This is a genomic window from Paraburkholderia monticola, from assembly GCF_001580545.1.
GTDB lineage: Bacteria > Pseudomonadota > Gammaproteobacteria > Burkholderiales > Burkholderiaceae > Paraburkholderia > Paraburkholderia monticola.
Map to the genome: position 1 here is coordinate 15,561 of NZ_LRBG01000009.1, position 14,525 is coordinate 30,085.

A 14,525-nucleotide genomic window follows, 5' to 3' on the forward strand; every position below is an offset into this window, starting at 1 on the left:
CATCGCCAATCCAGCGGAAAAAACGCCAAAGGTGAGGAAATTCGGGACCTCAAAGGTGAGGCTATTCAGGGCTCCCCAGCTCCCGTTTTCCTCGTCAAACGCCCGTCGCGCCGGGGCTCGGGCAATGGCGCCGCAGCCGGATCCGGCTCCTGTGCCGCAGGCGAATCCTGCTGATCGATCCACGTTTGCCACGCGCGATACAGCCGGTTCGCGGACACCCCTTGGACGAAGCCGAGCCATTGGCCGACCTGTTCGGCCTCCACCCCACTCTCGAAGAGGTCCGCCGCAAACGTGTTGCGCAAGGTCTGCGGACTCGCGCGCGAATGGCGCGATGCGGCGATTCCCGCGGCATCGACCAGCGCGTCCACCGCGCGCAGCATCGTGGCTTTGTGCATAGGGCGTCCGGACGGCGACGCGGGAAACACGAGATTGCCGGCCAACTCGGTTAGCCGACGTTCGGCGAGCCATGCGTCGAGAATCGCCGTCGCGAATGGCGCGAGCCGCGTGCGACGCGTCAGCATCGGGTTCGCGGACTCGATCGTAATCCACGGCGAGCCCGTCTTCACGCAACTAACCGTGAGCGCTCCCGCCTCTCCTGTCTTCAATCCGCCACCCAGAAACACGGCGATCAACGCGCGATCGCGTCGCTCTCTCCAGCGTTGCGCGGTCGACAGCGCCGGCAACGGCGCAAACAACTGCGCGATCAACGCGGTGCGCTCGACATGCGTGAGAAAGCCGGTCGGCTCATTGTCGCGCGCGTTGCGCCACGCCGCTTCGCCATCCTGAGCAATGAAGCGGGCCGGATTGGTCGATGCCGATTCGACCTCGCGCACATGATCGAGCACGCGCTCGATGAGCCGCAAATAGCGGATCCGTTGCGTTCTACGAATCTCGAGACTGGCGACGAATTCGGCGATCGCGGGCGTGTCGACCGTTGCGAGGCTTTGTTGGCGCGTGCCGAGCCAGTCGAGAAACTGACCCCACTGCGCCTGATAAACCAACGCGGAAGAGCGACGAAAATGCTGCTTCGCGAGCCATGCATCGAATGCGATCTGCGGGTCGCGACGCCAGTCTTCGCGCTGCTGATCGAACAGATCGGTAGAGGGCGCGGGACGGGGAACGGGCTCGGACAGATGAGGGGGCGACATGAGCATTCCTTCCGTTAGTTGCTCCGTTTGGTTCGCGTATTGTAGGCGCCGAGCGCTGCAATGCAGACCGCAAGGAACGGAGGAAGATCCGACCTATCCGCACATAAGCTCGCCATCAACCGCCCCATGCCCGCGCGCGTCTCGACGCCGCATGAACCGCCAGTGGCCGCGCCGCACGACGCTCCGCCTGCCGCGCGGCTTCCTCGTAGGCATTGACGGCAAACGCGAAAACGGCCGGCAACGCATTGGACGCGCCAAAATCCACGCCCTCGTCGGTTTCGGGGTACGGCAGATCGGACGGACGCTGGAACAGCCCGAGCATCAGCGCGTCGTGGCGGCTTGCAAACCCGAGGTCGGCCAGCGCCTCGGCTTCGATGGCATGCAGCAGGCGCCACGTGAGCGGCACCTGCTGGACGATATAGCGCGCGGCGATGTTGCGCACGATATGTTCGAGATCGCGCGCGGCGCTCTGGTAGCGCAGCGCGGCAAGCGTTTGATCGGTAGGGACGGCTTTCAGGTTGTTCATTCTCGGCTCCAATCGACACTTGATACTGTACAAACATACAGTACCAGGCGCAACCTGGCCGAACGGCCTAAGGCGCCGAAAACTACGCACCAATACGACGCCAGCCCCCGCCAGCCGGCCCCGTTACCCGTGAATCACGACCAGCAGCGCTTTCGCTTCGCCCTTGCCGACGTTGCGGATCGCGTGCGGCTCGTCCGCAACATAGCGCGCGGTGTCCGCGACCTTGAGCCGCTTCGCCGCGCCGGCCGCCTCGATTTCGATCGAGCCTTGCAGCACGGTCAGATGTTCGCGCGTGCCGGGCTCGTGCGCGTTCGACACCAGCGCCCCGCCTGGCTGCAGCGTCAACTCGTACCACTCGAACTTACCGGCCAGTTCGATCGGTCCCCACACACGCAACTGGTATTTCGCGTCGTGACCGCTTAGCGTAGGAATATCGTGCGGACCGGAAACGGCGATGGCTTCCGGCGGCTTCGGCGCCGCAAACAGCGAATCGAGGCTCACGCCGAGCGCATTGGTCAGCCGCCACGCAACCGCGATCGTCGGATTGGCCTTGTCGCGCTCGATTTCCGACAACATCGATTTCGACACGCCAGCCGCGCGCGACAGATCGTCGAGCGTCATGCGCCGCTCGGCGCGCAATCGCTGAATCTGCTCGCCAACACGAGGCGGCGCCGCGCTCGCCGGTGACGGCGCGGTAGCGGAGGAGGGCGCCGCATTGGCCGCGGCGCGGCGTGTACCCGAACTTGCCATTTCCTGACCCATCGTTTAGAGTTGTTCGATATACCGGATTTTAGTTCGAAAAAACGAAAATATCCGGTAAAGCTGACAGCTGACTATAACAGGCCGCCCTCCCTGCGCCCATGCGAACGCGGGCGCCATTACCCTCAGGAGTCTCGTTCATGCGTGACCAATACCTTGCCCATCTGCGCGGCACCCTCGAACAGATCCGCGCCGACGGCTTTTACAAGAGCGAGCGCGTGATCGCGAGTCCGCAGTCGGCCGACGTGCGTCTTGCCGATGGCAGCGACGTGCTGAACTTCTGCGCAAACAATTACCTGGGTCTCGCCGACGACGCGCGGCTGATCGAGGCCGCGAAGCAAGGCCTCGATAACGACGGCTTCGGCATGGCGTCGGTGCGCTTCATTTGCGGCACGCAAACGGTCCACAAGCAACTCGAAGCAGCGCTCGCCGCGTTCCTGCAAACCGACGACTGCATTCTCTATTCGAGCTGTTTCGACGCGAATGGCGGCCTGTTCGAAACGCTGCTCGACGAAAGCGACGCGATCATCAGCGACGAGCTGAATCACGCGAGCATCATCGACGGTGTGCGGCTCTCGAAGGCGAAGCGCTTTCGCTACCGGAACAACGACCTCGCCGATCTCGAAGCGCGCCTGAAGGAAGCCGACGCGGCCGGCGCGCGCTTCAAGCTGATCGCGACCGACGGCGTGTTCTCGATGGACGGCATCATCGCGAACCTCGCCGGCATCTGCGACCTGGCCGACCGGTACGGCGCACTGGTGATGGTCGACGACTCGCACGCGGTCGGTTTCATCGGCGAACACGGCCGCGGTACGCCCGAGCATTGCGGGGTGCTGGCGCGCGTCGACATCATTACCGGCACGCTCGGCAAGGCGCTCGGCGGCGCATCGGGGGGCTACGTCGCGGCGCGCAAGGAAGTCGTCGAACTGCTGCGGCAGCGCTCGCGTCCGTACCTGTTCTCGAACACGCTGACGCCGAGCATCGCGGCCGCGTCGCTGAAGGTACTCGAACTGCTGGCCAGCGATGAAGGCGCGCAGTTGCGTGCGCGCGTGCGCGAAAACGGCGCGCATTTCCGCCGCGCCATGAGCGCGCTCGGCTTCACGCTCGTGCCGGGCGAACATCCGATCATTCCGGTGATGCTCGGCGACGCGCAACTCGCGGGCAAGATGGCCGATGCGCTGCTGAAGGAAGGCGTGTATGTGATCGGCTTTTCGTTCCCGGTGGTGCCGCGCGGGCGCGCGCGCATCCGCACGCAGATGAGCGCCGCGCACACGCCCGAACAGATCGATCGCGCCGTCGAGGCGTTTGCCCGCGTCGGCCGCGAGCTTGGCGTGATCCAGGCCTAGTCGCCGCGTGATTCGAATGGAGAAACAGATGAAAGCATTGGCAAAACTCGAACGCGGACCGGGCCTCACGCTGACGGACGTGAAGAAGCCCGAAGTCGGCCATAACGACGTGATGATCCGCATCACGCGCACCGCGATTTGCGGCACCGACATTCATATCTGGAAGTGGGACGACTGGGCGCAGAAGACGATTCCGGTGCCGATGCATGTCGGCCATGAATATGTCGGCGAAATCGTCGAGATGGGGCAGGAAGTGCGCGGCTTTGCGATCGGCGATCGCGTGTCGGGCGAAGGACATATCACGTGCGGTTTTTGCCGCAACTGTCGCGCGGGGCGTCGGCATTTGTGCCGCAACACGATCGGCGTCGGTGTGAATCGCGAGGGCGCGTTCGCCGAATACCTCGTGATTCCGGCCTTCAACGCGTTCAAGATCCCGCCCGAAATCTCCGACGACCTCGCCGCGATCTTCGATCCGTTCGGCAACGCGACGCATACGGCGCTGTCGTTCAACCTCGTCGGCGAGGACGTGCTGATTACCGGCGCCGGACCGATCGGCATCATGGCGGTCGCGATTGCGAAGCACGTCGGCGCACGCAACGTCGTGATCACCGACGTCAACGACTATCGCCTGGAACTCGCGCGCAAGATGGGCGCGACGCGCGCGGTGAACGTATCGCGCGAATCGTTGCGCGACGTGATGCACGATCTGCACATGGCCGAGGGCTTCGACGTCGGCCTCGAAATGTCGGGTGTGCCGAGCGCGTTCACGAGCATGCTCGAAGCGATGAACCACGGCGGCAAGATCGCGCTGCTCGGCATTCCGCCCGCGCAAACCGCGATCGACTGGACCCAGGTGATCTTCAAAGGCCTCGAAATCAAGGGCATTTATGGCCGCGAGATGTTCGAGACCTGGTACAAGATGGTCGCGATGCTGCAAAGCGGCCTCGATCTGTCGCCGATCCTCACGCACCATTTCAAGGTCGACGATTACCAGCAGGCGTTCGCGACGATGCTCTCCGGCGAAAGCGGCAAGGTGATTCTCGACTGGACCACGGCCTGAGTCGGCAACGCGTCATTCGATGGGTCAACGCCCGCAGTGCGCTCACGCGCCTGCGGGCGTTTTCACGAACTCGGCCTGAATGCGCACGTGAATATCGTCGCCGACGGCCGGATACCACGTCGCCAAGCCGAACTTCGCACGGCTGAAATGACCGTCCGCGGAAAAGCCGAGCGTGTCCTTCTTCGTCAGCGGATCGGGCGCGAAGCCGTTGAACGTGACGTCGAGCGTGACGGGCTGCGTGACATCGCGGATCGTCAGATCGCCGGTCAACGTGCCGCGCGCGTCACCGGTGCGCACGAAACGCGTGCTTGCGAAGCGGATCTGCGGATAGCGCGCGACACCGAGCATGCTGTCGCTCTTCACCATCTTGTCGAGCAGCGGCACGTTCGTGTCGATGCTCGCGGCGTCGATCGTGACCGACGCCGTGCTGCGCTCGAGCCCGCCGTCGTTCCAGTCGAGCTGCCCCTGCTTGCGATCGAAACGCATCGTAAAGCGCGTGTATTTGAAGTGATCGATATCGAACGTGATGCTCGTATGGTCGGGATCGATGTCGTAGCGCCCCGGCGGCACGCGCGCTTCGTTCTGACTGACAGAATGCGTGAGCACCTGCAAGGGGGTGCAGGCCACCGCGCTCAGCAGCATGACGCCGAGCAGGGCGCGTACCCACGCGGTGCGAACGGAGGACGGGTTCATCGAAGCGATTCCGGTTGTGCAATGGTCAGGCGATCTCCATCACGATAGCAGCAAGCGCACCAGAGCACGGGAGCTCGAAGAAAAACTTGACGAAGGAGAATGATCGTTCTACCTTTCGTCCATGACACACGCACCGACCCCGACCGACCCGACGCAACCCGGCTCGGCGCGCGAACGCCTGCTCGACGCCGCCGAGGCGCTGATCTACGCCGGCGGCATCCATGCAACCGGCGTCGACGCGATCGTGCGGCAGTCCGGTACTGCGCGCAAAAGCTTCTACACGCATTTCGAATCGAAAGATGCGCTGATCGCGGCCGCGCTCGAGAGGCGCGACGAACGCTGGATGAACTGGTTCATCGCCAGCACGCAACGGCGCGGCAAGAGCGCGCGCAAACGCCTGCTCGGCATGTTCGACGTACTGCGTGACTGGTTTGGATCGGCGGATTTTCATGGCTGCGCGTTTCTGAACGCGGCCGGTGAAATCGCGTCCGCCGACGATCCGATTCGCGTCGTCGCGCGCAAACACAAGGCACGTTTGCTCGATGTCGTGCGCGCCGAAGTCGACGCGTTAGCGACGGAAACGCAACTCGATGCGCGTCGCACGGCGCCGCTCGCGCGGCAATGGCTTGTGTTGCTCGACGGCGCGATCGCCGTGGCGCTCGTGAGCGGCGAAGCCGATGCGGCGCTCGACGCACAGGCGGTCGGCAAGACCTTGCTCGATGCGGCAACCAAACCCACCACGACCCAACGTCCGCCACCCCGGCGCACCAGAACCTGACCAGGAGCCATCATGGCCGATCCGATCGAAAGCCGTCCCCCGCTGCCGCCCTTCACGCGCGACACCGCGATCCAGAAAGTACGCGCCGCGGAAGACGCATGGAACACGCGCGAGCCCGAGCGCGTATCGCTTGCGTACACGACGGATAGCGTGTGGCGCAACCGCGCCGAATTCGTGCATGGCCGCGCGGAGATCGTCGGCTTTCTGCGCCGCAAGTGGGTGAAGGAGCTCGACTATCGGCTGATCAAGGAACTGTGGGCATTCACCGACAATCGCATCGCGGTGCGCTTCGCCTACGAATGGCGCGACGATTCGAACAACTGGTTCCGCTCGTACGGCAACGAGAACTGGGAGTTCAACGAGCATGGCCTGATGGCGCGGCGTCACGCGAGCATCAACGATCTGCCGATCCGTGAAGCCGACCGCTTGTATCGCTGGCCGCTCGGACGGCGGCCCGACGATCACCCCAGCCTGTCCGATCTCGGACTGTAGGCATTTCCGTCACATTCATCGCCGACGGCGCGCGTGATGCGCGCCGCGAATTTCTTTAGCGCCTGTTCATCACAACGCCATCGGTTCTCCGTTATCGTGGCGGTTTCGGCTGGGGGCAGGTCGCGTGCCCGGCCGGCCGAGCGAGTCCTCAACATCGACCGCGCCGCTTCAGGTACAGTGCGCGACGGGCGGCACGCGGATCGCCAGAACACGATGACACCGGCGCTCGACCGGTGACGGAGAAGAAATGCACTTTCGGCAGATGAACAAGAATATCCGACGCGCCGCGGTGGCGCTTTTCGCAAGCTTCGCTGCGGTGTCCACGGCGCACGCGAGCTGGTGCGACGGCGGTATCTGGGTCGACGCGATGCTCGGCTCGTATCACATCAATCCCGATCCGGATACGCACTTCGAGCAATTCAATCCGGGGCTTGGCGTCGAATGCTGGCTCAACAACCAATGGGCGCTGACGGTCGGCGGCTTTCGTAACTCGCTGCGTCGGCCGTCCTACTACGGCGGTGGCGTATGGGCGCCCGAGTTCGCGCATTGGGGCATCGTGCGGCTTGCGGCGATCGGCGGGATCATTTCCGGCTATAACTACGGCAACTGGGGTCTTGGCCGCAATCACACGGTCGGCCCGGTGGTCGCGCCTATCGTGATGGTCGACTACAAGCGCGTCGGCGCGAACTTCATCATCGTTCCGCCCATCCCCTCGGATAATCTGCCCTTTACGATTGGGTTTCAGGTGAAGGTGAAGTTCTGACCGAGTTGTAAGCCATGAGGGCGATCGCCCTCAGGTGAGGTTTTTCGGGAGTTGACGCCTCCGGCGCGAGGCCTCGCGTGCGGACCAATCTCCTGGAATTCCTCACCATTGCGCGCAAGCGCCGTCCGCGCGACTCCTGGAAATCCTCACCATCCTGGAAGACCTCACCTCAACAGGCTCGATTCAGCTTTTAGCCCCGCATTCCGGCGCACTTTCCGCGCGCTGGAAACCGATGCGTTACGCGACGGCCGCTGCGAAACACCGTCGCTCACGGCCACGCTAAAGCCAACGAAGCACGTCCCGCACGCTTCGATGCAACGCCCTCTTATCGCCTATTCGGCTCACATCGAGTGAGCCGTTGCGCATCCCGTGCACCGCTCCCGTAAAACCTCACCGTAGCCTCACCTCCTGGAACTCCTCACCATTCGCGTGTCGCGCGAACCGGGCATCGCCCATGCACGCGATTCATATCGACCATTTTTGGCTCGAATTTGACCGCGTCTAGCGCCGCTCATATCGTGCAGCCATGTCGTCCGGATGTGATTCGCCCCGCTGCGCAGCGCCATCGTGATGCGGGAACCTCAATCTTCGTTCTCCCTGAGCCATGAACTCTGACGCCGTGAATCCCGATCTGGGCGCCTCGCTCGCCTCACACCGATCCGCCGCGACGAGCGGCGTACGACGCGCGGTCACGACCGCCGTGCTCGGTCAAGTCCTCGAATGGTATGACTTCTTCCTGTATGGAACGGCCGCGGCGCTCGTCTTCGGCAAGCTGTTCTTTCCGGTCGGCAGCGATCCGCTCACCGGCACGATCGCGGCATTTGGCGGCTTCACGGTCGGCTTCATCGCGCGGCCGATCGGCGGCGTGTTGTGCGGGCATCTCGGCGACCGCTACGGGCGCAAGCTCGTGACGATGCTGACGCTGTTCGGGATGGGTTCCGCCACCATGTTGATGGGCGTGCTGCCGACGTATCAACAGATTGGCCTCGCCGCGCCGGTGTTGCTCGTGTGTCTGCGCATCGTGCAGGGGCTCGCCGCCGGTGGCGAATGGAGCGGCAGCATCCTGCTGATTCACGAGAATGCGCCGCAATCGAAGCGCGGTGCGCTGGCTGCATGGAGTCCATGCGGTGCCGCATTCGGCTTCGTGCTGTCGACCGGCGCGTTCCTGCTCGTGCAGAACCTGGCAACGGCCGATTTTCTCAGCTGGGGCTGGCGCATTCCGTTCCTTTGCAGCGCCGCGCTCGTCGCGCTCGGCCTCTGGATGCGCCGCTCGGTGGGCGAAAGCGCCGCGTTCGCTCGAGCGAAGGCAAAGCGTCGCGAGAGCCGCATGCCGGTGATCGAAGTGCTACGTCAATGTCCGCGCGAAGTGCTGACGATCTTCGGTCTGCGCTTCGGCGAAGGCGGTGCGTCGTACATCTTCTTCGCGTTCTCGATCGCGTACGGCCAGTTCCTCGGCATCAAATCGAGCTGGATTCTCGGCGGACTCACGCTGTCGATGCTGCTGATGATTCCGTTCTCGCTGTTCTTCGGCTACCTGACCGACAAGGTCGGACGCAAGCCGGTCTATCTCGCCGGCGCGATCGCGATGGTGCTCGTCGCGTGGCCGTACTTCGCGCTGCTCGGCTCCGGCGAATACTGGAAAGTGATCACGGCCCTCGTGCTCGCGAACAGCGTCACGCTCGGCATCCTCGAAGGTGCGCAGCCCGCGTTCATCAGCGAACTGTTGCCGGTGCATCTGCGCTTCTCGGGGCTCGGCATCGGCCGCGAAATCTCCTCGGTGCTCGGCGGCGGCCTGTCGCCGATGATCGCCACGGCGCTGCTCGCTCACTATCGCAGCGCGACGCCGGTCGCTCTGTATCTCGGCGTGCTCGGCCTGATCACCGTGATCGCCACGCTGCTCGCCCGGGAGACCTATCCGAAGGCGATGCGCATCAAAGCGCATCAGGAAGCCGAATGACATCGTTCACATCACTGGATCAAGAGGTAACGCGCATGCACGCCGTTCATACCGCCAGCGCCCGCGCTTGCACCGCCGACGCACGCATCATCGATACGCAGGACGACTACCCCGAATACACGGGCCCGTTGTCGTTGGATCAACTCATCGTCGAAGTCGAGCGTCGGCGCGACGAGTTCGACGCGGTTTCACACGTCCCGCGCGACATGATCGCGAAGATGAAGCGCGCGGGGATCTTCCGCGCTAGCACGCCGAAACGCTTCGGCGGCGACGCGCTGCCGCCGCCGCAGTTTCTGGCGATGCTCGAACGCATCGCAATTGCCGATGGCTCGACCGCATGGGTCGCGGCCTTCGGCTCAGCGAACACCTACCTCGCGTCGCTGCCGGTCGAGACCCAGGCTCGCATTTACGCGTCCGGTCCCGACCAGGTGTTCGCGGGCGGCCTATATCCGCTGCAACCCGCCGAGCGCGCGCCGGGCGGCTACCTCGTGTCGGGTCAATGGCGTTTTGCGAGTGGCTGCAAGGGCGCGGACTGGATCGGCGTCGGCATCGGCGGCGCACCGGGCAAGGTCGGAGACGCGAATGCGGGCAAGCCGTTTACGGCCGTGTTTCCCGCGAGCGAAGTGGAGATCGTCGACAACTGGAACGTGGTCGGCATGCAGGGCACCGGTAGCCACGATCTGCGCCTGAAAAACAGGTTCGTCGACGAGCAATGGACCTTCGTGCGCGGCGGCGTGCCGCTGATCGACGAGCCGCTCTATCGCTACCCCGCTGTCGCGTACCAGGCGCAGGTGCATGCGGCGGTCAACCTCGGGCTCGCACGCGCGGCGCTCGACCTGCTGGCCGGCATGTCGGGCGTCACCAAAACGACGACCGGCGCGCCGCGTCTTGCCGACCGCGCGTACTATCGCTCGGGTCTTGCGCAGGCCGAAGCGAATCTGCGCAGCGCGCGCGCGTTCTTCTTCGAGTCGGCGGAAACCTCGTGGCGCACGGTCATGGCGGGCGACCCGGTATCGCCGAGCGAAGCCAATCTGCTGCGGCTCTCCGCCACGCATGCCGCGCACACCTGCGCTGAGGTGGTCATGCAGGCGTACAAGATGGCCGGCATTGGCGCGATCTATCGCGAGAGCCGCATGCAGCGGATGGTGCGCGATTCGATCGTCGTTACGCAGCACGCGTTTCTCGGCGAGGGCACGTATGACGCATCGGGCGCGCTATTCGTCGGCATTGCGCCGGTCACGCCCTATCCCTGAGCGACCAAGGAACGACTGTCATGACGCACGACGAAACCCGCACGCACTTCCGCAACGCGATGGCTTGCCTCGGCGCGGCCGTCAACATCATCACGACCGATGGACCGCGCGGACGCTGCGGCATCACGGCGAGCGCGGTCTGTTCGGTGACCGATACGCCGCCGACCATGCTGGTGTGCATCAATCAATCGAGCTATGTGCATGACGTACTGCGGGAGAATGCGCACGTCTGCATCAACATCCTCGGCGCGCACTGCCAGGAACTGGCGCGCGTGTTCGCGGGCATGACGAGGTGCTCGATGGACGCGCGTTTCGATCAGTGCGCATGGCAGCCCGGCGCGCTCGGCGTTCCTGTGCTGGGCGAGGCACTCGCGAGTCTCGAAGGGCAGATCGTCGACAGCAAGACGGTCGGCTCGCACTCGGTGATGTTCGTGCACATCGAGCGGATCGCCACGCGCGCTGATGGCGATGGTCTCGTCTATTTCGGCAGGCAGTTCCACCGGCTCGCACGTGCCGGTGTCGTTGCTTGCGAGGCAGCGTGACGATGCAGGTCTGCCTCTTTCTGACCGGCACGAGCGACGCGCGGCGGCTGTTGACGGACACGCCCGCGTTGCGGGGGGCCGCCACGCAAGTCGCGGGGTTGCGCAAGCTGATCGTGCACGAGCCGATCGCGGGACAGGTCGACGCGCATATCGCGACGGCGGATGCGCCGTCCTGCGTCCTGCAGTGGTACTTCGACGGCCTTGCGCCGCTCGAAGCCGCGCTCGAACCGGACGGCTCGATAATGCAAGCGTTGCACGCAGCGAACCGCGAGGCGGCAATCAGCCCACGCGCGTTGACGCAGCAGGTGATGGCCGTGCGCACCTATACGCCACCGCACGCCACGTCGGCGCACGAGAACGCGCCACGCTGCACTTACCTGGTCGCCTACGAAGGCGTCGCGCAAGACTTCAACGCATGGCTCACGCACTATCTCGCGCATCATCCGCCGTTGATGCTGCAATTGCCCGCGCTGCGCGAGCTGGAGATCTACACGCGCATCGACAGCCGCAGCGGCTTGCCGTTCGCGCACGCGAGCGCGATGCAACGCAACAAGGTCGTGTTCGACGATGCGAGCGCGCTCACCGATGCGCTCGCCTCGCCGGTGCGCGACGCGATGCGCCGCGACTTTCACGCGCTACCGCCGTACAGCGGGGCGACACCGCATTTTGCAATGCGCAGCATCTACGGTAACCTCGCGGCATATTGACCGGCGCGTCGCGGGTCCAGCGACATGCCTTCGTTTGCGAGAGCCGCGCATGAACAAGCTGAATCTCGGCATCGCCGATCTGAATCTTCTGCGCGTGTTCCTCGCGATCTGGGACCTGCGAAGTCTGACGGCGGCCGGCGATCGGCTCGGTCTCACGCAACCGGCGGTCAGTCATGCGCTGCGCCGTCTGCGCACGCTGTTCGAAGACCCGCTGTTCTCGCGCACCCCCAACGGCATGGTGCCCACCGATGCCGCGTTCCGCCTCTATCCGCCGCTCGCGCAAGCGTTCGCGATCATCAACGAAGCCGTGCAGCAACTGGCGAAGTTCGAGCCGTCGAGCGCGCGGCGCGTGTTTCGCGTGTCGATGTCGGATATGTCGGAGTTCTACTTTCTGCCGCCGCTCGTCGCGCTGCTCGATCGCGAGGCGCGCGGTATCCGCATCGAGGTCGCCAACGTGCCGGTCGAGTCGGTCAGCGCGGCGATGCGCGCCGGTGAAATCGATCTCGCGCTCGGCTATGTGCCGGGTCTCGACGCGGGCTGCGTGAGTCAGACGCTGTTCGTCGACGAGCACGTGTGCGTGGTGCGCGCGGGTCATCCGCTGCGCAAGACCAAGCCGAGTCGCGAAGATCTGACCGCGCTGCGCTACGTCTATGCGAGCACGAATGCGACCGGGCATCGGATGGTCGAGCAATGGCTCGACGAGCTGAACCTGAAGCGCGAGGTCGTGCTGCGGCTGCCGCATTTCGTCGTCGCGCCCGAGATCGTGATGAATACCGATCTCGCCGTGATCTTTCCGAAAAGCATCGCGAAACGCTTCAACCGCGGCAAGGCATTCCGCATTCTGCCGCTGCCGTTTTCATTGCCGCCGATCGAAATCCAGGTGCATTCGCACACGCAGTTCGCGGCGGACCCCGGCATTACGTGGCTGCGCGAGACCATCCATACGATGTTTCATCAACCGGTGCGCTGAGCGCCCGCGCACACCCGCGCACGGCGGGCATATTAGCTGCACTGATACCCGCCCTGCTTTTCGGCTAATTTGACGCCGCTATCTGCCGCCTCGACACTGCGTATGGTGCGAAGCCTTTTTGAAAGGCCGCAGTCCCCCCAATTCAGAGGCGAGCAGACATGGCTTCCGTTCAATCCCCGATCACGGCCGGGCGCGCCACGGCAGAGTCGGATCGCGCACTCAGGAAAATCGTCATTGCGTCGGTGGCCGGCAACGCGATGGAGTGGTACGACTTTTTCGTGTACGGCACCGCGGCCGCGCTCGTGCTCGGCCAACTGTTCTTTCCCGCGCACGCGGACCCGCTGATCGGCACGATCGGCGCGTTTGCCGCGTTTGCGATCGGCTTCGTCGCGCGTCCGATTGGCGGCATCGTGTTCGGTCATATCGGCGATCGGTACGGACGCCGCGCGTCGCTCGTCTGGACGCTGCTCATCATGGGTTTCGCGACGTTCGGCATCGGCCTGTTGCCGACCTATGAGCATGTCGGTCTCGCCGCCCCCGCGGCGCTCGCCGGATTGCGCTTGCTGCAAGGCATCGCGTCAGGTGGCGAATGGGGCGGCGGCGTGCTGATGATCAGCGAGAACGCTCCGCCCGAAAAACGTGGCTATTTCGCGGCGTGGAGTCAGCTCGGCGTGGGCGGCGGCTTCGTGATGTCGGCGGGCGCGTTTCTCGCGGTGCAGGCGCTGCCGCACGATCAGTTCATTTCATGGGGATGGCGTCTGCCGTTTCTCGCGAGCATTCTGATCTTCGCGCTCGGTGTATACATTCGCCACAACCTGCCGGAGAGCCGCGACTTCGAGAATGCGGAGAAAGCCGGCAAGACCGCGCATATGCCGGTGCTCGAAGCGATCAAACGTCATCCGAAAGAGATCCTCATGGCGATGGGTCTGCGGGTCGCGGAAAACGGCGGCGCCTATATCTTTCTCGCGTTCTCGCTCGTCTACGGCAAGTTCGTCGGCATTTCGAATTCGGTGATGCTGACGGGCGTGATGCTCGCGATGGTCGTCGAAATGGGCGCGATGCTCGCGTGGGGCAGGCTGTCGGACCGCATCGGGCGCAAGCCGGTGTATATGATCGGCGCGGTGTCGCTGGTGGTGATGGCGTTTCCGTTCTTCTGGCTGCTCAACACGCAGTCCACGCCGCTGATCTGGCTCGCGCTGGTGCTCGGCACGGCTGTGTGCCACGGCGCGATGATCGGTACGCTGCCCGCGCTCGTGGGCGAACTGTTCAGCACCGAGGTCCGTTATTCCGGCGTGGCGCTCGGCCACGAAGTCGCGTCGATCTTCGCGGGCGGCCTGTCGCCGCTGATCGCCACCGCGCTGCTCGCGCACTATCAGGCCTACTGGCCGGTGGCCGTGTTCCTGATCGTGCTCGGTCTCATCACGGTCGTCACGCTGAAGTTCACGCACGAAACGCGTCAGCGGTAACTGCAACGCGTTTTCTCCCCGCCATACCCAAAAGCATTCGCGAAGCGTCCGCTTGCGCGAATGCT

At 64.3% G+C, this 14,525-nt stretch carries 15 protein-coding genes; 11 read left to right on the forward strand and 4 right to left on the reverse strand.

The window, feature by feature from the left end; genetic code table 11:
* Positions 1-65 precede the first annotated feature (65 nt).
* The 3 genes from CI15_RS12035 to CI15_RS12045 all read right to left on the reverse strand — a co-directional run bounded on the left by CI15_RS12035 (position 66) and on the right by CI15_RS12045 (position 2,436).
* Positions 66-1,148: a tyrosine-type recombinase/integrase gene (locus CI15_RS12035; protein ID WP_062128012.1), complete on the reverse strand. Its 1,083-nt coding sequence runs from the start codon at positions 1,146-1,148 to the stop codon at positions 66-68.
* A 115-nt stretch (positions 1,149-1,263) separates the two neighbouring features.
* Positions 1,264-1,674: a DUF2471 family protein gene (locus CI15_RS12040; protein WP_062128014.1), complete on the reverse strand. Its 411-nt coding sequence runs from the start codon at positions 1,672-1,674 to the stop codon at positions 1,264-1,266.
* 123 nt (positions 1,675-1,797) lie between these two features.
* Complete coding sequence (locus tag CI15_RS12045; protein WP_062128016.1) at positions 1,798-2,436, reverse strand: helix-turn-helix domain-containing protein; 639 nt, start codon at positions 2,434-2,436, stop codon at positions 1,798-1,800.
* 137 nt (positions 2,437-2,573) lie between these two features.
* Between CI15_RS12045 and CI15_RS12050 the strand changes: the two genes are divergently transcribed.
* Both CI15_RS12050 and tdh read left to right on the forward strand, forming a co-directional pair.
* On the forward strand, positions 2,574-3,779 hold the full coding sequence (locus tag CI15_RS12050; RefSeq protein ID WP_062128018.1) for a glycine C-acetyltransferase: 1,206 nt from the start codon (positions 2,574-2,576) through the stop codon (positions 3,777-3,779).
* A 28-nt stretch (positions 3,780-3,807) separates the two neighbouring features.
* A complete protein-coding gene (gene tdh, locus CI15_RS12055; RefSeq protein ID WP_062128020.1) occupies positions 3,808-4,839 on the forward strand; it encodes an L-threonine 3-dehydrogenase in 1,032 nt (343 codons plus the stop codon).
* Positions 4,840-4,881: 42 nt separating this feature from the next.
* Here the strand turns inward: tdh and CI15_RS12060 are convergent, their stop codons facing one another.
* Positions 4,882-5,532, reverse strand: a complete 651-nt coding sequence (locus CI15_RS12060) for a YceI family protein (RefSeq protein WP_062128022.1) — start codon at positions 5,530-5,532, stop codon at positions 4,882-4,884.
* A gap of 121 nt (positions 5,533-5,653) precedes the next feature.
* Between CI15_RS12060 and CI15_RS12065 the strand changes: the two genes are divergently transcribed.
* The 9 genes from CI15_RS12065 to CI15_RS12105 all read left to right on the forward strand — a co-directional run bounded on the left by CI15_RS12065 (position 5,654) and on the right by CI15_RS12105 (position 14,460).
* Complete coding sequence (locus tag CI15_RS12065; protein WP_062128024.1) at positions 5,654-6,310, forward strand: TetR/AcrR family transcriptional regulator; 657 nt, start codon at positions 5,654-5,656, stop codon at positions 6,308-6,310.
* Between the two features lie 12 nt (positions 6,311-6,322).
* Positions 6,323-6,802, forward strand: a complete 480-nt coding sequence (locus tag CI15_RS12070) for a nuclear transport factor 2 family protein (protein WP_062128026.1) — start codon at positions 6,323-6,325, stop codon at positions 6,800-6,802.
* 247 nt (positions 6,803-7,049) lie between these two features.
* Positions 7,050-7,565, forward strand: coding sequence for a hypothetical protein (locus CI15_RS12075; RefSeq protein WP_062128028.1), 516 nt, complete (start codon positions 7,050-7,052; stop codon positions 7,563-7,565).
* Positions 7,566-8,169: 604 nt separating this feature from the next.
* Positions 8,170-9,522 carry an MFS transporter gene (locus CI15_RS12080; protein WP_062128030.1) on the forward strand — a complete coding sequence of 451 codons (1,353 nt, stop codon included), beginning with the start codon at positions 8,170-8,172 and terminating at the stop codon, positions 9,520-9,522.
* A 35-nt stretch (positions 9,523-9,557) separates the two neighbouring features.
* Positions 9,558-10,775, forward strand: coding sequence for an acyl-CoA dehydrogenase family protein (locus tag CI15_RS12085; RefSeq protein ID WP_062128305.1), 1,218 nt, complete (start codon positions 9,558-9,560; stop codon positions 10,773-10,775).
* Positions 10,776-10,795: 20 nt separating this feature from the next.
* Positions 10,796-11,317 carry a flavin reductase gene (locus CI15_RS12090; protein WP_062128032.1) on the forward strand — a complete coding sequence of 174 codons (522 nt, stop codon included), beginning with the start codon at positions 10,796-10,798 and terminating at the stop codon, positions 11,315-11,317.
* Positions 11,318-11,319: 2 nt separating this feature from the next.
* Complete coding sequence (locus tag CI15_RS12095) at positions 11,320-12,024, forward strand: EthD family reductase (RefSeq protein ID WP_062128034.1); 705 nt, start codon at positions 11,320-11,322, stop codon at positions 12,022-12,024.
* 49 nt (positions 12,025-12,073) lie between these two features.
* Positions 12,074-12,994, forward strand: coding sequence for a LysR family transcriptional regulator (locus tag CI15_RS12100; RefSeq protein ID WP_062128036.1), 921 nt, complete (start codon positions 12,074-12,076; stop codon positions 12,992-12,994).
* 158 nt (positions 12,995-13,152) lie between these two features.
* Positions 13,153-14,460 (forward strand): MFS transporter, encoded by a 1,308-nt coding sequence (locus CI15_RS12105; RefSeq protein ID WP_062128038.1) that lies wholly within the window; start codon positions 13,153-13,155, stop codon positions 14,458-14,460.
* The last annotated feature ends 65 nt before the right edge of the window (positions 14,461-14,525 follow it).

Excerpts from the sequence above, each read along its gene's own strand:
- CI15_RS12070 (WP_062128026.1), top strand. The coding sequence starts at position 6,323 with ATGGCCGATCCGATCGAAAGCCGTCCCCCGCTGCCGCCCTTCACGCGC.
- tdh (WP_062128020.1), top strand. The coding sequence starts at position 3,808 with ATGAAAGCATTGGCAAAACTCGAACGCGGACCGGGCCTCACGCTGACG.
- CI15_RS12065 (WP_062128024.1), top strand. The coding sequence starts at position 5,654 with ATGACACACGCACCGACCCCGACCGACCCGACGCAACCCGGCTCGGCG.
- CI15_RS12075 (WP_062128028.1), top strand. The coding sequence starts at position 7,050 with ATGCACTTTCGGCAGATGAACAAGAATATCCGACGCGCCGCGGTGGCG.
- CI15_RS12085 (WP_062128305.1), top strand. The coding sequence starts at position 9,558 with ATGCACGCCGTTCATACCGCCAGCGCCCGCGCTTGCACCGCCGACGCA.
- CI15_RS12035 (WP_062128012.1), bottom strand. The coding sequence starts at position 1,148 with ATGTCGCCCCCTCATCTGTCCGAGCCCGTTCCCCGTCCCGCGCCCTCT.
- CI15_RS12045 (WP_062128016.1), bottom strand. The coding sequence starts at position 2,436 with ATGGGTCAGGAAATGGCAAGTTCGGGTACACGCCGCGCCGCGGCCAAT.
- CI15_RS12100 (WP_062128036.1), top strand. The coding sequence starts at position 12,074 with ATGAACAAGCTGAATCTCGGCATCGCCGATCTGAATCTTCTGCGCGTG.
- CI15_RS12040 (WP_062128014.1), bottom strand. The coding sequence starts at position 1,674 with ATGAACAACCTGAAAGCCGTCCCTACCGATCAAACGCTTGCCGCGCTG.
- CI15_RS12080 (WP_062128030.1), top strand. The coding sequence starts at position 8,170 with ATGAACTCTGACGCCGTGAATCCCGATCTGGGCGCCTCGCTCGCCTCA.
- CI15_RS12060 (WP_062128022.1), bottom strand. The coding sequence starts at position 5,532 with ATGAACCCGTCCTCCGTTCGCACCGCGTGGGTACGCGCCCTGCTCGGC.
- CI15_RS12050 (WP_062128018.1), top strand. The coding sequence starts at position 2,574 with ATGCGTGACCAATACCTTGCCCATCTGCGCGGCACCCTCGAACAGATC.
- CI15_RS12090 (WP_062128032.1), top strand. The coding sequence starts at position 10,796 with ATGACGCACGACGAAACCCGCACGCACTTCCGCAACGCGATGGCTTGC.
- CI15_RS12105 (WP_062128038.1), top strand. The coding sequence starts at position 13,153 with ATGGCTTCCGTTCAATCCCCGATCACGGCCGGGCGCGCCACGGCAGAG.
- CI15_RS12095 (WP_062128034.1), top strand. The coding sequence starts at position 11,320 with ATGCAGGTCTGCCTCTTTCTGACCGGCACGAGCGACGCGCGGCGGCTG.